At 43.9% G+C, this 16,398-nt stretch carries 12 protein-coding genes; 5 read left to right on the top strand and 7 right to left on the bottom strand.

Translation table 11 applies throughout. From position 1 onward, the window contains the following. Positions 1-182: 182 nt before the first annotated feature. A complete protein-coding gene (locus LS482_RS18515; protein WP_233029002.1) occupies positions 183-4,208 on the top strand; it encodes a hybrid sensor histidine kinase/response regulator transcription factor in 4,026 nt (1,341 codons plus the stop codon). Positions 4,209-4,422: 214 nt separating this feature from the next. Here LS482_RS18515 and LS482_RS18520 read toward each other — a convergent pair whose 3' ends face one another. The 7 genes from LS482_RS18520 to LS482_RS18550 all read right to left on the bottom strand — a co-directional run bounded on the left by LS482_RS18520 (position 4,423) and on the right by LS482_RS18550 (position 9,380). Further along, positions 4,423-4,848, bottom strand: coding sequence for a glycoside hydrolase family 2 TIM barrel-domain containing protein (locus LS482_RS18520; protein WP_233029003.1), 426 nt, complete (start codon positions 4,846-4,848; stop codon positions 4,423-4,425). Beyond that, positions 4,799-5,128 carry a hypothetical protein gene (locus tag LS482_RS18525; RefSeq protein ID WP_233029004.1) on the bottom strand — a complete coding sequence of 110 codons (330 nt, stop codon included), beginning with the start codon at positions 5,126-5,128 and terminating at the stop codon, positions 4,799-4,801. Before LS482_RS18525 ends, LS482_RS18520 begins: the two co-directional genes overlap by 50 nt. Positions 5,129-5,988: 860 nt before the next feature. Next, entirely contained in the window at positions 5,989-6,900 is a 912-nt protein-coding gene (locus LS482_RS18530; protein WP_233029005.1) for a DUF5777 family beta-barrel protein, read from the bottom strand. Between the two features lie 99 nt (positions 6,901-6,999). Beyond that, positions 7,000-7,548: a YceI family protein gene (locus tag LS482_RS18535; protein ID WP_233029006.1), complete on the bottom strand. Its 549-nt coding sequence runs from the start codon at positions 7,546-7,548 to the stop codon at positions 7,000-7,002. Positions 7,549-7,567: 19 nt separating this feature from the next. Then, on the bottom strand, positions 7,568-7,999 hold the full coding sequence (locus tag LS482_RS18540; protein ID WP_233029007.1) for an OB-fold protein: 432 nt from the start codon (positions 7,997-7,999) through the stop codon (positions 7,568-7,570). 12 nt (positions 8,000-8,011) lie between these two features. Further along, the gene (locus LS482_RS18545; protein ID WP_233029008.1) at positions 8,012-8,362 is read right to left on the bottom strand and encodes a hypothetical protein; all 351 of its coding nucleotides are present in this window, start codon (positions 8,360-8,362) and stop codon (positions 8,012-8,014) included. Between the two features lie 148 nt (positions 8,363-8,510). Continuing rightward, the gene (locus LS482_RS18550) at positions 8,511-9,380 is read right to left on the bottom strand and encodes a hypothetical protein (RefSeq protein ID WP_233029009.1); all 870 of its coding nucleotides are present in this window, start codon (positions 9,378-9,380) and stop codon (positions 8,511-8,513) included. Positions 9,381-9,590: 210 nt separating this feature from the next. Here LS482_RS18550 and LS482_RS18555 point away from each other — a divergent pair, with 210 nt between their 5' ends. The 4 genes from LS482_RS18555 to LS482_RS18570 all read left to right on the top strand — a co-directional run bounded on the left by LS482_RS18555 (position 9,591) and on the right by LS482_RS18570 (position 16,346). Then, positions 9,591-10,724 (top strand): LytTR family transcriptional regulator, encoded by a 1,134-nt coding sequence (locus LS482_RS18555; protein WP_233029010.1) that lies wholly within the window; start codon positions 9,591-9,593, stop codon positions 10,722-10,724. A gap of 445 nt (positions 10,725-11,169) precedes the next feature. Further along, positions 11,170-11,691, top strand: coding sequence for a sigma-70 family RNA polymerase sigma factor (locus tag LS482_RS18560; RefSeq protein WP_302849331.1), 522 nt, complete (start codon positions 11,170-11,172; stop codon positions 11,689-11,691). 116 nt (positions 11,692-11,807) lie between these two features. Then, the gene (locus tag LS482_RS18565) at positions 11,808-12,974 is read left to right on the top strand and encodes a FecR family protein (protein ID WP_233029011.1); all 1,167 of its coding nucleotides are present in this window, start codon (positions 11,808-11,810) and stop codon (positions 12,972-12,974) included. A 150-nt stretch (positions 12,975-13,124) separates the two neighbouring features. Beyond that, positions 13,125-16,346 carry a SusC/RagA family TonB-linked outer membrane protein gene (locus LS482_RS18570; RefSeq protein WP_233029012.1) on the top strand — a complete coding sequence of 1,074 codons (3,222 nt, stop codon included), beginning with the start codon at positions 13,125-13,127 and terminating at the stop codon, positions 16,344-16,346. Positions 16,347-16,398: the final 52 nt, after the last annotated feature.

Here is a 16,398-nt window from a genome sequence, read left to right on the forward strand (position 1 = left end):
GCTATCTGTCAAATTATGGGGTATAAATTGTCCGGATTTGTGATATGATACAATTATAAATGTTATTTTTACATTTTAATTAAAGAAGAGGGGGAAAGATGAGAATGTATAAACCTCAAACAGCAGTCGTATTTATATTGTTTTGGAATGTTTTTTTTCCTCAACAGGCCCCGAAACATGAGGTGATTTCGAATGATTTATATTTTCACCTGATCAATGTCAGATCGGGGCTCTCCAATAATGTTATAAATGATGTTGTTCAGGATTCCCTGGGCTTTTTATGGATCGGTACGGATGACGGGCTGAACCGTTTTGACGGGACCAACTTTAAAACGTTCAAAAAAAATGTAAGACACAGGGATGCGGGGCTGGCAAATAATTATGTCCAGTCGCTGGTACTGAAAAACGGAAACGAACTCCTTGTAGGCACTGATGAAGGGCTCAATATTTACGATATCCGGTACGACCGGTTAGACCTGGTTGACCATAACGACGGGCTCCTGAACAATAGTGTGAGCAGTCTTGTTTTAACCGGCACTGAAGAGGTCATTGTCGGCACTTATCGCGGAGGTATACAGTTTCTCGATTCGGATTATCATTTTTCAGAAACGGAAAGTTCCGTAAATCAGACGATCTCATCCGATGAAATCTCTTCCATGACTTTACAGGGCGATTCCGTGCTCTGGGTCGGCACTTTTAATAACGGCCTCAATAAGATTGATTATAAAAAAGGAACGGTTACCAGAATACTGGATGAGGAAAACAGTTTTTTACCGTCATCTGCCATTAACAGTCTTTATACCGATAGCCGTGAAAACCTCTGGGTAGGGACCCGTAAGGGCATGGGAATAATTACCCGGAACGGGGATTCGATACATTTGGCAAAAGCTTACTCCCCGGAAAAAGGCCTGAGTGATAACGATGTATTGTGCTTTGAAGAGGATAATAATTCCCGAATGTGGATCGGCACCCGGAACGGGGGTTTGAACATTATGGACATACCGACGCTTCCCGAAGCGGACCATCCTATAAAAAACAGGTGGTACCTCCCCGCCGGGGACGGGTCGAGTGTTTACAACCGGACAGTGTCTTCCATAATGATGGATAACAGTGGAAAAATGTGGATAGGAACACCTACGGGACTGAACTATGTAGATCCCGGGGGCGAACTTGTTAATGTAATTCGGCATAACGAAGCTATGCGTGAAAGCATTAGTCACAATCGTATCGGGGCGCTGGGGAGAACAGAAGACGGAAAAATATGGATCGGTACCGATGGGGGAGGACTGGACCTGTTTGACCCCGAATCCCGGAAGTACACCCATTTTAAACATAACGAACACGATAATACCAGTCTCAGTAATAATTATATCCTCTCCATACTTCAGGACAGCCGCAGCAGGGTGTGGGTCGGGACATACAGGGGCGGCATCAATCTGATGGTGCCGGGAGAGGACGGGTTTGTCCACTATTTACAGGGCATGCCGGAAAACGGGAGCGACGTCAGGGTAATTCACGAAGGAAAGAATAAGGTGATCTGGGCAGGTACCAACCAGGGAGGCCTTTATCGGTATGACGAGTTTTCGGAGGCATTTCAGTTTGTCGATGCCCTGGGTAAGATCGATATTCGCGATATCGGGGAAGATAAGAACGGAGATTTATGGCTGGCCACATTCGGATCGGGAATTATCAGGTATGATCCGGAGACAGATACATCCGAATCTTTTTATTCCGATGGCCTGAAGAATATACCCAGCAACATTTTCTTTTGCATCCTGCCTGTAAATGAAAACGAAATCCTGGCAGGTACAAGATACGGAGGGCTGGTAAGATTAGACCCGCAGTCGCATTCAATAATAAATATTACCGAAAAAGACGGATTGAGCAATAATTCGATAACAGGTTTAGTCGCAGAAAATGAAAACTATGTCTGGCTTTCCACTTTCAACGGGCTCAACAGGTATGACCTGCGTACGCATGAAGTCCTGGATATTTCCGGTCTGGACAATATCCTGGAAGGCGGATTTAATATCGGGGCGATAACCAGGTCTTCCGGAGGTATGATATATGTTGGCGGAAATAACGGCGTCAATTATTTTGACCCGGCCGGGTTTTCCAAATTAGGACAGGACTATCCCCTGATCTTTGAAGAGGTAAGGGTACTGAATAGGAAAGTAAATGTAGGTGACGAAAAACAGGGTGTTTTAAATCAATCGCTGGCCTTCCAGGATGAAATTAAGCTGAAGCATGACCAGAACACATTTTCCGTTGATTTTGTCGCATTGAAGTATCCTCTTGCAAATAATAATATTACCTATTCGTATAAACTTGAAAACTATAATGACTTTTGGATTGATACCCGGGGCCCGGGAACAGCTAATTTTACAAATGTGAGCCCCGGGAAGTACGAGTTAAAAATAAAAACCAATTCGCCCTATAACGGCAAAGTCATAAAAAGTTTGTTTATAACGGTTACCCCTCCGTTCTGGAAAACAGGACCGGCATATATTTTATATGTATTGGTTATCGGCCTGATTACATGGGTTAGTGTCAGCTATTATACGGAACGGTTAAAACTTAAAAACTCATTGGTCTTTGAAAAAAAGCAACGTCAGTTGGAACACGACCTTAACGAAGAGCGATTGCGGTTTTTCACCGGATTTTCCCACGAATTGAAAACCCCGCTCACCCTGATCCTGGCACCCGTGGATAATTTGCTGGGAAAAGTAAAGCAAAAAGAACTGATTGAGAACCTGTTCTTTATAAAGCGGAATGCACAAACCCTTTACAATTCGATAGATAAACTTCTGGAATTCAGAAAAACAGAAGAAGGCCTGAGTCAGTTGGCTATCGGTCAATACAATATCGGCAAAAAGGTTTATAAGTGGGTTGAAAATTACCGCCCCCTGGCAAAAGACAAAAAAATAGATCTTCGGGCTTCGGTAGCGGAACCGGAAAAACCTTTTAAATGTGATATTGAAAAAATAGAAGTTGTTTTCAATAATTTACTTTCAAATGCCATAAAATACTGCAAATGGAAAGGCACCGTAAAAGTGGTTCTTTTTTATGAGGAAAATTACCTTAAAATTAAGGTAAGCAATACAGGTTCGGGGATAAATGAACAGGAAGTTGACCAGATTTTCAATTGGTATTACAGGGCCGAGAACAGCATCAGGAAGAACGGAACAGGCATCGGACTGGCACTTTCCAAAAGGTTTGCCGAACTTCATCAGGGGCATATAACGGTAAAAAGCAAAAAAAATGAGACCACGGAATTTACGCTTTGTTTACCGCGGACCGTTGTATATGAAAATTATGCCGCGGACGCGATAGATACGAAGACCCCTGAACCGGAAGAATTTGTTGCTTGTAACGAACCCCCGGAAATCAGTAAAAATGAAGAGAAGATCATTGATTCCTCAGATCGCAGGGATGTGATCCTGCTCATTGATGACAATCCTGAGATCCTGAAATTCCTGGACAGCATACTAAAATCGGAATTTGATCTGATACATGCTTCGGATGGAGAAGATGGGGTAGCCAAGGCCATACGATATGTCCCGAACCTGATTATTTCGGATATAATGATGCCATTTAAAGACGGTATTGACTTATGTTCGACACTGAAAAATAAAACAACAACAAGTCACATACCCATCGTTCTGTTAACCGCCAAAAGCAATACCGAAAGTGTAAACACGGGTTTTGAAGAAGGAGCCGATGCCTATATGACCAAACCGTTTAACCCGAAAGTATTACAGACCCGGGTTAAAAACCTTCTGGAGAACAGGATGAAATTGCGGCATTATTTTTTAAACAGTTTTCACCAGGCAGATACCAACCCCACGGTTGACAACCACTCGAGAATACTGGAAAAGGAAAAGGAGTTTTTAAAAAAGATGGAAGCCCTTATACTGCATCAATCCGGAAAAGATAAAGTCAATACGGCGTTGTTGATAAAGGAAATCGGAATGAGCAGGACTTCCCTGTACCGTAAGATCAAGGCCTTAACGGGGCAGAGTATAAACGAATTCGTTCGTGAGGTCAAATTAAAAAGGGCCGCTGACCTGATCCGGAATGAGAGTTATTCGGTCAGCGAAGCTTCTTATGAAGTAGGATTTAATAGTATAAAGTATTTCAGAAAGATTTTCAAGGAAAAATACGGAACGACACCGTTGCGGTTCAGGTCCGGGGATCGGGATTGTTAGGACTGCGGAGATTTCGGCCGCTATCCTGTAAAATCGTTGTTTTTACAATCCGATAGGTTAACATCATGCAAAAATAATCCGTAATATCAATGCCGTTCAAAATAATCGCTGACGGTATACCAGGCTTTTTTCTTTTCCCCTTTATCCGAAAGCAGTCCCTTCCGGTTCCATCCTTTCTGATACACGGGGTGAAGTCGGCTAAGGGATCTGTAATCTACCAGTATCCAGGGGCATACACCGGCCAGGTCTGGCATGGACCTGAACATTTTACCTGGTCTTCATATACTTTTTCCTGGTATTCCTCGGTCCAGTAAGCGGCCTCATCAACCGGACCGTAATTGCTTCCGTACAGGGCTTCGGCACCGAATTCGGAAATAAAAAGGGGCTTGTCGACATTCAGTTCCCATTTGGCCTTTTCCGGAGCGCCCTGCCAGGGTTCATACCAGCAGATATACTCGTTGACCGAAACGAAATCGACATGTTTATAGATCGGGTCCTGCACTTTAAAAGTGTGGTCTGTATATTGCTGTGAATTGGCTACGGAGGTGATCAGCCGCGTTGAATCGATCTTACTGCAGTTCTCCGTCAGTTCAATAAGGGCTTCGGTAATACCGGAATGTTTTTTTGTACCAGACCACACCCTCAAAATAGGTCAGCGAAGGCATCTGGGTGTTAAAATCCCCGGGAACATTTAAAACCGGGCCGCCTTTAAAGGCATATTCCACAAAGTCCGTTTTCTTTTCCGGTTCTCTTTCCTCCCATACCTTTCGCCAGTCCCCGATGCCCATGGGGTCTATAATGGCTTGCCATTCACCGTTCAGGCCGGTGTAGCTGCGCCCCTCCGCATTTATCATGGCACTTTGTGCAAAGCCCGGATGGAAAAGGAAGAACAGGAAAAAAACAGATAAAAAGGTTTTCACGTAATGAGGTTTCGGAAACTCGGTCATAAATTCAATCTTTTTGCCCCGGTGTCTGGGTTTTCTACTTTTAAAGCCAAAAAATGAACTGCAATATCCCGATCTGTCTTTTCTGAAGATGAGGATACGTATTCATTGCTGTCAAAAATATTAACAATAATGTTATTTATACACTTACTTTTTGTTTTATTTTTTATGAAACTTTATGAGGGTAGGGTTGTGCCCGTGCCTGTTGCGGAAAGAGTAAAAGAAAAACGATAGGGACATTACAGCCTTATCGATAGTCCGGAAAACAGGACAGAACCATCACCCCAAAGGGGCAATCATGTCCGGATTCCCTTATACGGTTTAAGCCTGATATCTTAATAATACCAGGCGAATCATCTGAAATTCAATAAGATAATACGGGTCAGGACCAAAAGCTGTCTGTGGAGTGAAATCGGATTTTAGATATGGGCTATGATATGTAAGACCTATGACTATAAGATGCTCTGATGACAGTGAAAGCAACTTGTAACCTGTAACGTAAACATTTGGGCATGATCCGGCAATATCTTCTGCATAGAAAGAACTATTGCGTTATACTTTTAATTTCCATACAGCGCTCTGTGTAACTTTGTGCCTGCTTTGCGAACCCTTTGTGGTAAAATAAAGCCCATGACATGGAAAACCACGCAGACCAGAAAGTTTTCACCACGTCCACAAAGTCAGGGGCTTTTGAAATGTCTGTCCATATTACAGCACGTGCGGATGTTTGGTACAAATAGTTTTTATGTGTATAACCCGATAACATTAAATAATAGCCCCCCCGGGGAGCGATCTTCAGTTTCTATTTCTTAGCGAAGTTCATGCTGATTTGAATATTACCATTCTTTTCTCTCCTGTTCCGGATTTTTCCGCTTTTTATTTCCGATCTGGAAGGCCCTGGAAATGTTAAATCCGAAGTGAATGTCTCCCTTGAAAAAGTCGTCGGTGGTCTCTGTGATAAATGCCTTTTCGATCATGGTAATGGCATTGGAGACCATTAACTGGAACACATGCCCTCCGGTTTCGATATCCACACTAAGGGCAAAGGCGTCTTTGGTATTGACGGATTCCAAAGGATTGATGGTATAAAAATACTCGGCATTGACAGATACTCTTTTGCTTATCTTGTAACGCCCTCCCGCTCCTACGGCAAAAATATCGTGCGGATCGGCATCCGTTTCCACGGTATTCCGGTGTACATAGGTGGGGGAGAGTTGGAGGGAGAGGTCTTCGTTAAATTTCCTGGCAATGAGCACCTGGGTGGTGTAGAACAGGCGATCGCTGAAATCGGGTTTGTCATCCGGGTCGTAGTCTTTCAGTGTTTTCCATGCGGTACTGCCGAACAGGGAGACGCTTAACGGAAATGGCTTTTCTCCGGTAGCCTGTTTCAGGAGTTTGTATTTTACAAAACCGTCATAGGTTTTTTCAAACGAACTCCTTCCTATGCCGAACATAAGGTCATCGGTGAGGGCATATTCCAGGGCAAACCGGATATTGGAATTGTCCAGGCCGAAGAATTCGTCAATACCGTCATTGATCCTCCCGAAACGGTGAGAGATGAGAAATTCCAGGACGCCTTTTTTCCGGTTTTCTACGGAATGCCCGTTAATAATGCGGGTACCTTTAAAAGTGGCACTTACATATTCTTTGTGCTGCGGAGTCTCTTCATCGAGTATCTCCATTAAATCCTGGGCGGCTATATGACCGTAAAGGCCCAGGAAAAGCAATATCAGTAGTGTTTTCTTCATTTTTTGGTAAATGGTTTATACGCCCCGGTGCTATTGTAGTTTTTCACTAAAGCACGGTGTTACGGGACTGTTCAATAAGACTTCCGGTTTTTTTTGAATTTAATTGTAGGGCAGGTGTTCCAGTTTAAAGGAAACCTCCACTTCTTTGGCAATATTGTTACGGACAATGGCCGGTATTTTAATGTCGTAATCCGCAACGGTTACCATAAACTTTCCGGTCAGGACTACTTTTTTTTCTTCCAGATCGGTTTTGGCTTCGATCCGGACCGGTTTTGTAATACCGTGAATGGTCAGTTTTCCGTCGATCTCGGCTATGTGGTTTTCTCCCGACAGGAGTTCTTCCAGGTTTTGTATGTTCCCTGCAAAAGTGGCCTTCGGAAACTTATCGGATTCGACGTAATTTTCATTAAAATGCTCCTGCATCAGGGCTTTTTCAAAAACAAAAGATTTCATCAGTATGCTTATGGCAATCTCACCACCGGAAAGGTCAATAATGCTCAACACTTGTTTGTTTTCTGCCTTGATATCCTCTACCGGGGTATGCGAATAAAAGGAAATATCGCCCTGCTTGGTGAGGTATTTTTCCTGGGAAAACAGTATGGAATGGCAGCACATAAAAACCAGTAATACTATAAATCTGATACGCATTTTATTAAATATTTTTTAGCTAACCGCTGATTACCGCCCTGACCAGGATAACATCAAGCAAAAAACCGGTACATATTCCTTTGACCCTGATCTTTTGTCCCGTATGCAGGCCCAGGGTCTTTTTATTTTCAGTGGGATACATATTACATATCACACTCTCTATGGAATTTTCCACGCTAAGTGTAATGACACTGTTGCCATCTGCCGCGCTGATGTCTTTTATAACGCCTTCTACCTCTATAATCTTATCCAGGTACAAACTATTAGCTCTGGCCTCATCGGTTTTAAATGTTTCTACGAGTGCTTTGGCCGTAAGCGTATAATCCGGATCGGAAGCATATACGTCGGTGTGCGGTTTGTTGTACAACTTCAGAAAGGCTATGAAAGCGATCAAAGCGCCCCCGGCTATGATTATTCCGGAAATATAGACAGAACGTTTTATGGTCTTCATGAATTTCCAGTTTTAATTATCCGGGCTACCATTGTCTACCCAACACCCTATCAGGGCAATTTCTTCCGGGGTAAGTGACCCTTGCAGGGGCATAACCCTGGTCTCGGTAAGTTCCTTGATCTTTTCGGCATTGTTTTTAACCACGTCAAAATTGCTAAAATCGAGCGGATGCACGGAACCGTTATGGCATTGCATGCAATTATTGTCAATTACGGGCCTTACAGTAGTTGAAAAAGAGATGTCCGGATCACATAACAATTCTTCCATATCTTCCTGTTCCACATTGTACTCACAGGAAATCATGCAAACAGCAAGGAGGAAAATTCCTGAAATACAGGTTACTCTTATAATTTTCGTTGTCATGAGTGCAAAAGTGAAGTAAAAAAGGTGTCTGAAAAGTAGTTTAAACTGTCATTTCGGGGGCTTCGGCACTTCGACTTTGGCCGAGGCGACAGAAACGGGAGATACGACGCTTTTCAGACACTTTCTTTTTTAATTATTCATCCTTGATCTATCCTTCGTTAGTGGCTTCCGGGGCCTCTTGTGTAACGGTATTTACAATAGGCCATACCCCGGGATTCGGCACGCTCACCCCTTTGTTGTCACCTTTGGCTTCGTCCGGTCCGAAATAATACAGGGGCCAGCCCTTATAGGTTAATTGGTCCCGTTGTCCGTGGACACTGATCGTATTAAAATCGTCTGCATTCAAAATACTGGGAAGCCGGTCGATATCAACATGAAAAACGGGCCATACGGAATCATTGGAAAAGTCTTCTTCCGTATAGGTATTGTTGTCTTTGGTATCGGGGGCAAACGCATAAAGGGTGTTCCCTTCGGCGTCGGTGATATAGAAAGTATCTCCGTCTCCTTCCACGTATTCCCCGTTTTCATCGATGATATAATTCATTCCGTCATCGCCTACCAATTGGGCATGGACGTACATCAGCGAATAATCGGGTTTGGCAACATACCATATCTCGTTTACCCCGTCACCGTTAACGTCTCCGGCCTCACTGTCGTTCGCAAAGTAATAGAGGGGCCACCCCTTGTAGGTAGTTTGCTGTGTTCCGTCTTCTCTTGTGATGGTCGCAAAATCGCCGGCATCCAGTCCTTCGTCAACCATAATGTCTTCAGCGTAAAATACGGGCCATGCACTCAGGCAGCCTTCCGTACAGGTGGAAGTTTCACCCGAATCGTTGGAAAAGAAATAAAGGGTCATTCCCTCGCTGTCGGTCAGGATACCACCGTGCGTGGAATCGTCGGCCAGTTTGATACTGTTTTCCGTTGGCTCCGGATTTGGGTCGGGGGATGAATCGTCATCACTGTTACAGGAATAAAAGGCGAAGATCATGGTCGCCAGTAAAAAACAGGTCTTCTTCATAATATAATTTATTTTAAATTTGACACATCAAATTAATTGATATCAAAATGATTACACCAAATAAATTTGAACGAGAGGGAAAAAATAACCGGTAAAAGGGAAAAAACGCGATTAAGAAACGGTAAGCTCCCGGAAAGAACCATACATCCGTTATAATATTTCTCCTGTTAAAAATTGTATTTTTGACACCTTGTAAAAACTACCCCCTTTATGAAAAAAGATCACGTCTACTTTTTTACTTTTCTCGGCCTGGCCATAGTCACTTTTGCCGTGGGCTATTTTAGCATGAACTACCTGCTGGAGATATCTACCAATCACTTTTTACGGACCCAGATTGAATCGAGTAAGCGGGAAGCCAGCGAAGTTTCCTCCCTGGTACAGTTCCAGCTGGAGAACGGCCTGTCTAAAGACGAGGTGGTGAACAATCTTCAAAAAAGTATTGAAAATACAAGTATGGAGTCCGGTTTTGTATGTATGTTCAACTGGTCCGGGGTGGAGATCTGTCACCCTGATCCGGAAAAGATCGGGCAACTGATTTTGCCGGAAGAATCCTTTGTTCAGCCTGCCGTTTATACCGAGCCGAACCTGTATGATCTCTACACCCTCCTGAAACAAAAAAAGGAATCGGGCGGTATCAGGGAATTTTCGGATAAAGGAAAGGATTCGGAGATCATTTATCTCTACCCTGTAAAGAATACCGATTGGATCATCGCTGCTCATGCCAACATAGATCATATTAAAAAGCGAATGCAGCAGTTGAAGAACAATTTTATCCTGGCCTTTGCTGTTTCGGGTATTCTGATCGTGCTGATGTCTTTGTTTATGGTACGCCTTATCGGCGGGCGGTACGAAAAGAAACTGGAGGTAAAGAACGAAGGGCTGTCCAGGGATATCGTGACACTTTCCAAACTAAATCACGACCTTACCCTGTACAAACAGAAAGTGGAGGAAAAAGAAAAAAATGCAGATGAAGACGATCCCGACGGGAACAGGGAAAACAGCTTTGCCAAAAAGCGGATATTGACCTATGTAAAAGATGAGATCGTTTCCATAGAACCGGACAATATAGCCTTTATATATATGGAAAATACCGTTACCCATATTTGCTGCATCGACGGCAGGATATTTCACAGTAACAACAGCCTTGAAGAAGTGTTTTCAGACCTGGACAATTCCTTGTTCTTCAGGGCGAACCGACGCTTTATTCTCTCCATAAACAGCATTGATAAAATATATAAGTACGGAAACAATCAGTTGAAGATAGAGGTCGTGCCCAAGTCCCCGATAGATATTATTATCAGTAAAAACAAGGCTTCGGAATTCAAACAATGGCTGAGGGGATAAGATTGAAGACATTCGGATATTTTTCGGGAGAGGGATGAATTAATTGTTTTCGGAATATTGACCGAAAACGGTTTCCGTGTATTATTTTATAACATTTTCGGGCGTAGAGATTCCAATATTAGGCAATAGTTATGATAATTTACATTTTATGTTAAATTTGCGATCAGGGCAAGATCAACAGTGCTTCACACCAACGGCAAATACCATTGGAAATTTTCTGCCCAGGTTTTTAAGTGTATATTGTACAAAAACTGTGTAGGGGGTATGAGAAAGATGTCCGGGGCAGGTTACCGCCACAATAAAACCTCCGCTCCGGTATTCCGGTGTATGTTCCGAAGTAAAGAGCCCCTGCCGTGTTATGTACAAAAATAATATGACCGGGTACATTCCTCTGGTTTATAGGTTGTATTTGCGGAAGAAGTTATAATGAGCTCATTCATAGAACGTGTTTACCAAAAACGATTTACATAAGATATTCAATAAATATTACAGTACATTGGTGCTGTATGCAAACCGTTTTCTCCCTTTGAGGAATGAGTGCGAAGACCTGGTTCAGGATATTTTTGTCAACCTTCTGGAAAAGGACCTTACCTTTCCGGATGAAACATCGCTAAGGGTTTATCTATACAAATCTACCCGCAACAAATGCTATAATCACATCAAACACCTCAAGGTAAAAGACAAGTATGTTTCAAACACCATAAAGCGGGCAGAAGATGAAAACCTGTTTTTACAGGAAGTTCTGGAAGAAGAGATCACCAGGCAGTTGCATCAGGCTGTAAAAACCTTGTCGGGCCGAAAGAAAGAGATCATCGAATTAAGCCTTAGGGGAATGAAAAATGATGAGATCGCCCAAACGCTTGGAATTCAAACACAAACCGTAAAAACCATAAAATCGGCCGCTTATAAATCGTTAAGGGCCCGGTTTAAGGAATCAGATCATATTATCCACTTTCTTCTGGCTTGATAATATATTGCTTTTCACTCTTTTAGTGAATTATTAACAGGTTTTTTTAAAAAAATGTAAAAATTAATAGTACTTTTTTGTAATTCCGTTGTTCTGTATATAAAGACACCCGGAAAATGAATGACATTTTTCATATAGCCTTACTCCTTATAAAGAAAAAACTGAGGGTACTTAGCAAATCTGAAAAAGTGCGCCTGGAAGAGCTCGGTGCTACCCACTCGTTTATTAAAGATATCCGTTGGGGTTCACTAATGCAAAAAGTTCCGGAGCATGCCACAGTTGATGAGAAAACCGCATGGAATTCCATCCTGGACAAAGCTGAAAAGCGGAAGAAAAAAACGTCGGTTCTAAACCTTCGAAAACGCCGGTTTAAATATGTTGCGGCAGCTTTTGTGATCGTACTGTTTTCCCTCTCTTATGTGGCGATCCGTAACATAAAGCAGGTAACTCCCCATGCTGCTCCTGTCAGTACGGTTATAAAAACCGGTACGGACAAGGCTACCCTGACTCTTGAAGACGGTTCGGAGGTAACCCTCGGGACGGAAACCTCCTATCAGGCCAAGAATGCACACAGTAACGGAAAGCAGATCATCTACAAACCGGCCGATGATGAGGGTGTTCCGGAAATACGTTATAATTATCTGACGGTTCCCAGGGGCGGCCAGTTTTTCGTACAATTATCCGACGGCACAAAAGTGTGGCTGAATTCCGAATCCCGGTTAAAATATCCCGTGACATTTACGGACGGGAAAACCCGTGCGGTGGAACTTCTCTACGGGGAAGCCTATTTTGAAGTGTCTCCTGCCGCAGACCACAAGGGAGCCCGGTTTAAAGTACGGACTCAAGTGCAGGAAGTTGAAGTATTGGGTACGGAATTCAATATCAAGGCATACCGGGACGAATCCAACATTTATACCACGTTGGTAGAAGGGAAAGTCACCGTCAACACTAAAGACGCAAAACAGGTCCTGGCCCCCAGTCAGCAACTGGACCTGAACCTGACCAATAACGGGATAACCGTTTCCCATGTCGATGTTTACAATGAGATCTCCTGGAAAAAAGGCCTCTTTAGTTTTAAGGGCATGCCCTTAAAAGAAATTGCGAAAGTATTGTCCAGGTGGTACGATGTAGAAGTGGAATTTGCCGACTCCGCCCTCGAAGATGTAAGGTTTAACGGGGTGTTGAGCAAAGATCAGAATCTGGAAGAAATATTAAATATCATACAAAACACAAACTTTATCAATGCCTATGAAATAAAAAACAGAAAAGTCACCATTAAATAATAAAAGAAAGGGAACAAAGTCACAACCTCTCACAGCAGCGCTTTATTCCCTTTTCGACTATTGATCAAAAATTAACCAATACACAAAATTATGAAAGTTAAACCAATCGCAGGGTTTTTTCTTAGCGGAAAAACACTTCTGCAGTATATTATGAAAACATTTATATTCCTGTTCTTTACCGCAGTATTCGGCTTTTCTCCGGGAAATCTTCTCTCCCAGAATGCCAAAATTGTCATTGACGCGGATAAAACGGTAACGGTCGACGAAGTATTCGACATGATAAGAAAACAAACGGAATATAAATTTATCTACCAGGAAGACCTGTTTAAAAACTGTTCCGGAATATTCCTCAAAAAGGGTACGGTTATGGCAAATGAACTTCTGAAACAAAGCCTTTCCGTTCGCGATTTCGATTTTACACTTACGGAGGACAATGTTGTTGTAGTAAGACGAAAGCCGGATGATCCCCCGCTTTTACAATCTTTGGTAAAGGGAACGGTAACCGATGAAAAGGGAGCTCCGCTTCCCGGGGTTACCATTCTCCTCAAGGGTACCGAAACGGGGACAACTTCAGATTTTGACGGCAATTATGAAATATCTGTCCCTGACGGCGACGGTATTCTTGTCTTCAGTTATATGGGTTTTACCACCAGGGAAGTGGAAGTCGGCGGGCAGGCACAAGTGGATGTTGTGCTCCGGGAAGATGTATCCAAGCTGGAAGAAGTGGTCGTTATCGGTTACGGGGCCGTGAAAAAAGAGGATTTAACAGGTTCCGTGGGTTCCCTGGGAGGCGAAGACATAGCTGCGACATCAATTCCGGATGCGGCCGGTGCCTTACAGGGACGGGTAGCCGGGGTGAACGTTGAAAAAAATGTAGGGAAACCCGGCAGTGGATTCCAGATAAACATAAGGGGGCTGAGTTCCATTGATAATTCTAATGCTCCGCTTTACGTGGTAGACGGTATTCCCACCGGATCGGGACTGGCCGATTTAAATCCCAATGACATTGAAAAAATAGACATCCTTAAAGATGCATCTGCAACCGCCATATACGGTTCGAGAGGGGCAAACGGGGTAGTGATCGTAACCACCAAAAAAGGAAAAAAGGGAAAATTCACCATCCAGTACGACGGTTATGTGGGTGTCCGGACGCCGAACAATCTGCCCGATATGATGAATGGCGATGAATACGTAAGGTGGCGGACAGACCTGTTTACCAACCAGGGAAAGAACACGGACCGGTCCAACCCCGATTTCTTTACCGAAGAGGAGTGGAACAGGATTGACAATAGCAATTACACAGACTGGATAGACCTCATATTGCGCGACGGGTTGCAGACCAGCAATACCGTCACCATTTCCGGTGGGGATGACAAAGGTACCTTTGCCCTGAGCCTGGGACAATTAAAGGAAGAAGGAACGGTGCCCGGTGAAGATTTTAACCGGTATAACTTACGATTGAACCTCAACCGGAAATTCGGTGAAAGATGGCAGGCGGGGGGAAACCTCTATTTTACGTATAGCATCCAGAACGAGGGGAGTTTTGAAACCTTGCGGTCTTCCTACCGGTTGCCGCCCGTGGCTTATCCCTACGATGAGAACGGCGACCCTGAATTCTTTGCTTACCGGAATGATTTTGTAACCAACCCGCTGTTCGAATACAAGGACGACGGGGAAATAAGGGAAAACCGCCGTTACCGGGCCTTCGGGAATGTGTTTTTACAATTCGAACCTATAGAAGGGGTGACGCTGAGGTCCCAGCTTTCACCGCACATGATCTATAACAGGGACGGGGCCTATTTCGGACAATGGAGGAAAGGCGGGGCCGGAAAGATCGAAAATACACGGGCCAGTTATGCTACCGAAGACTATTTTTCATATGTCCTGGACAATCAGGTGGCCTATCAGAAAGCAATGGATAAACACAACTTCAACTTTACGTTTATTCAGAGCATACAATACGAACAATGGGAAAACGCCGTTCAGGAAGCCAGGAACTTTCCCTTTAACAGCAAATGGTACAACCTGGATGCGGTGCCCAGGGAGAATATTTCAAGATCGGAGACCGATTACAGGCAGCGTAGCCTGGCTTCTTTCCTGGGCAGGTTGCAGTACACCTATAACGACAAATACCTGTTTACGCTTACAGGACGCTATGACGGTTCTTCCAGGCTGGCGCCGGGCAATAAATGGGCCTTCTTCCCTTCGGGAGCCTTTGCGTGGAAGCTATCCGATGAGGATTTCCTGAAAACGGCAGACATGCTCAGTAACCTGAAATTAAGATTGAGTTACGGGGTTTCAGGTAACGATGCGGTGGATATTTACGGAACACAATCGAATATCTCGCAGAGAAACTACGGCTTCGATGGCGTTGTTGCCACTTCGTACTACAAAAATGGTTTGGCAAACCAGGATCTGAGTTGGGAAAAAACAACAGAATTCAACATAGGACTGGATTACGGCTTTTTCAATTACCGGGTCAACGGATCGATCGATGTTTATAGGCGCGATTCCAAAGACCTGATCATGGAGCGGCAGCTTCCGCAAACAAGTGGCTGGGAAAGGATATGGGACAACGTTGGCCGGGTGAGAAATTCCGGGATTGAGGTGGCATTGAATACGGTGAACATTCAGACCGATGATTTCTCCTGGACCACCGGAATTGTTTTTGACACCAACAAAAATGAGATCGTGGAGTTAAACGGGGGAAAAGAAGATGATATCGGTAATGCCTGGTTCATAGGAGAACCCATACAGGTAAATTACGATTACGAATTTGACGGGATCTGGCAATCCGATGAGGCCGACCTGGCCGCTGAATACGGACAAACTCCGGGCCAAGTCAGGGTCAGGGACCTGAATGACGACAGGGTGATCGATGCAGAGGACCGGAAGATCATCGGTCAGCGGACACCAAAATGGAGCGGAAGTATCACCAATACCCTGAAATACAAAAACTGGGATTTTTCAGTCTATGTCTATACCCGGCAGGGCCAGCAATTGTTCAGCACGTTCAGGTCGTCTTTTATGAGTCTGGAAGGGAACTACAAAAATGTGGATGTTGACTACTGGACACCGTCCAATCCTTCCAACAAATACCCGCAGCCGGGAAATAGCGGTAAATATTTCAACAATTTCAGGTATGTGGATGCCTCTTTTGTCCGTGTCGGAAATATTTCACTCGGATATACGCTTCCCGAAAGTGCCTTGAGCAAGTTGAACCTCAATAAATTCCGTATCTATTTTACCGCAACCAACCCGTTTGTATTTACTTCCTATGAAGGTTTTGATCCCGAATGGGCGGCACAGAACACTTGGGGTACGGCAACCGGATATTCCTCGTATTTACTGGGCGTTAACCTCGAACTCTAAAAACAATGGGACCTAAGATAAGATTTAAGACGTAAGATCCGGGAGGAATCAG

It is taken from the genome of Sinomicrobium kalidii (assembly GCF_021183825.1).
Classification (GTDB): Bacteria; Bacteroidota; Bacteroidia; order Flavobacteriales; family Flavobacteriaceae; genus Sinomicrobium; species Sinomicrobium kalidii.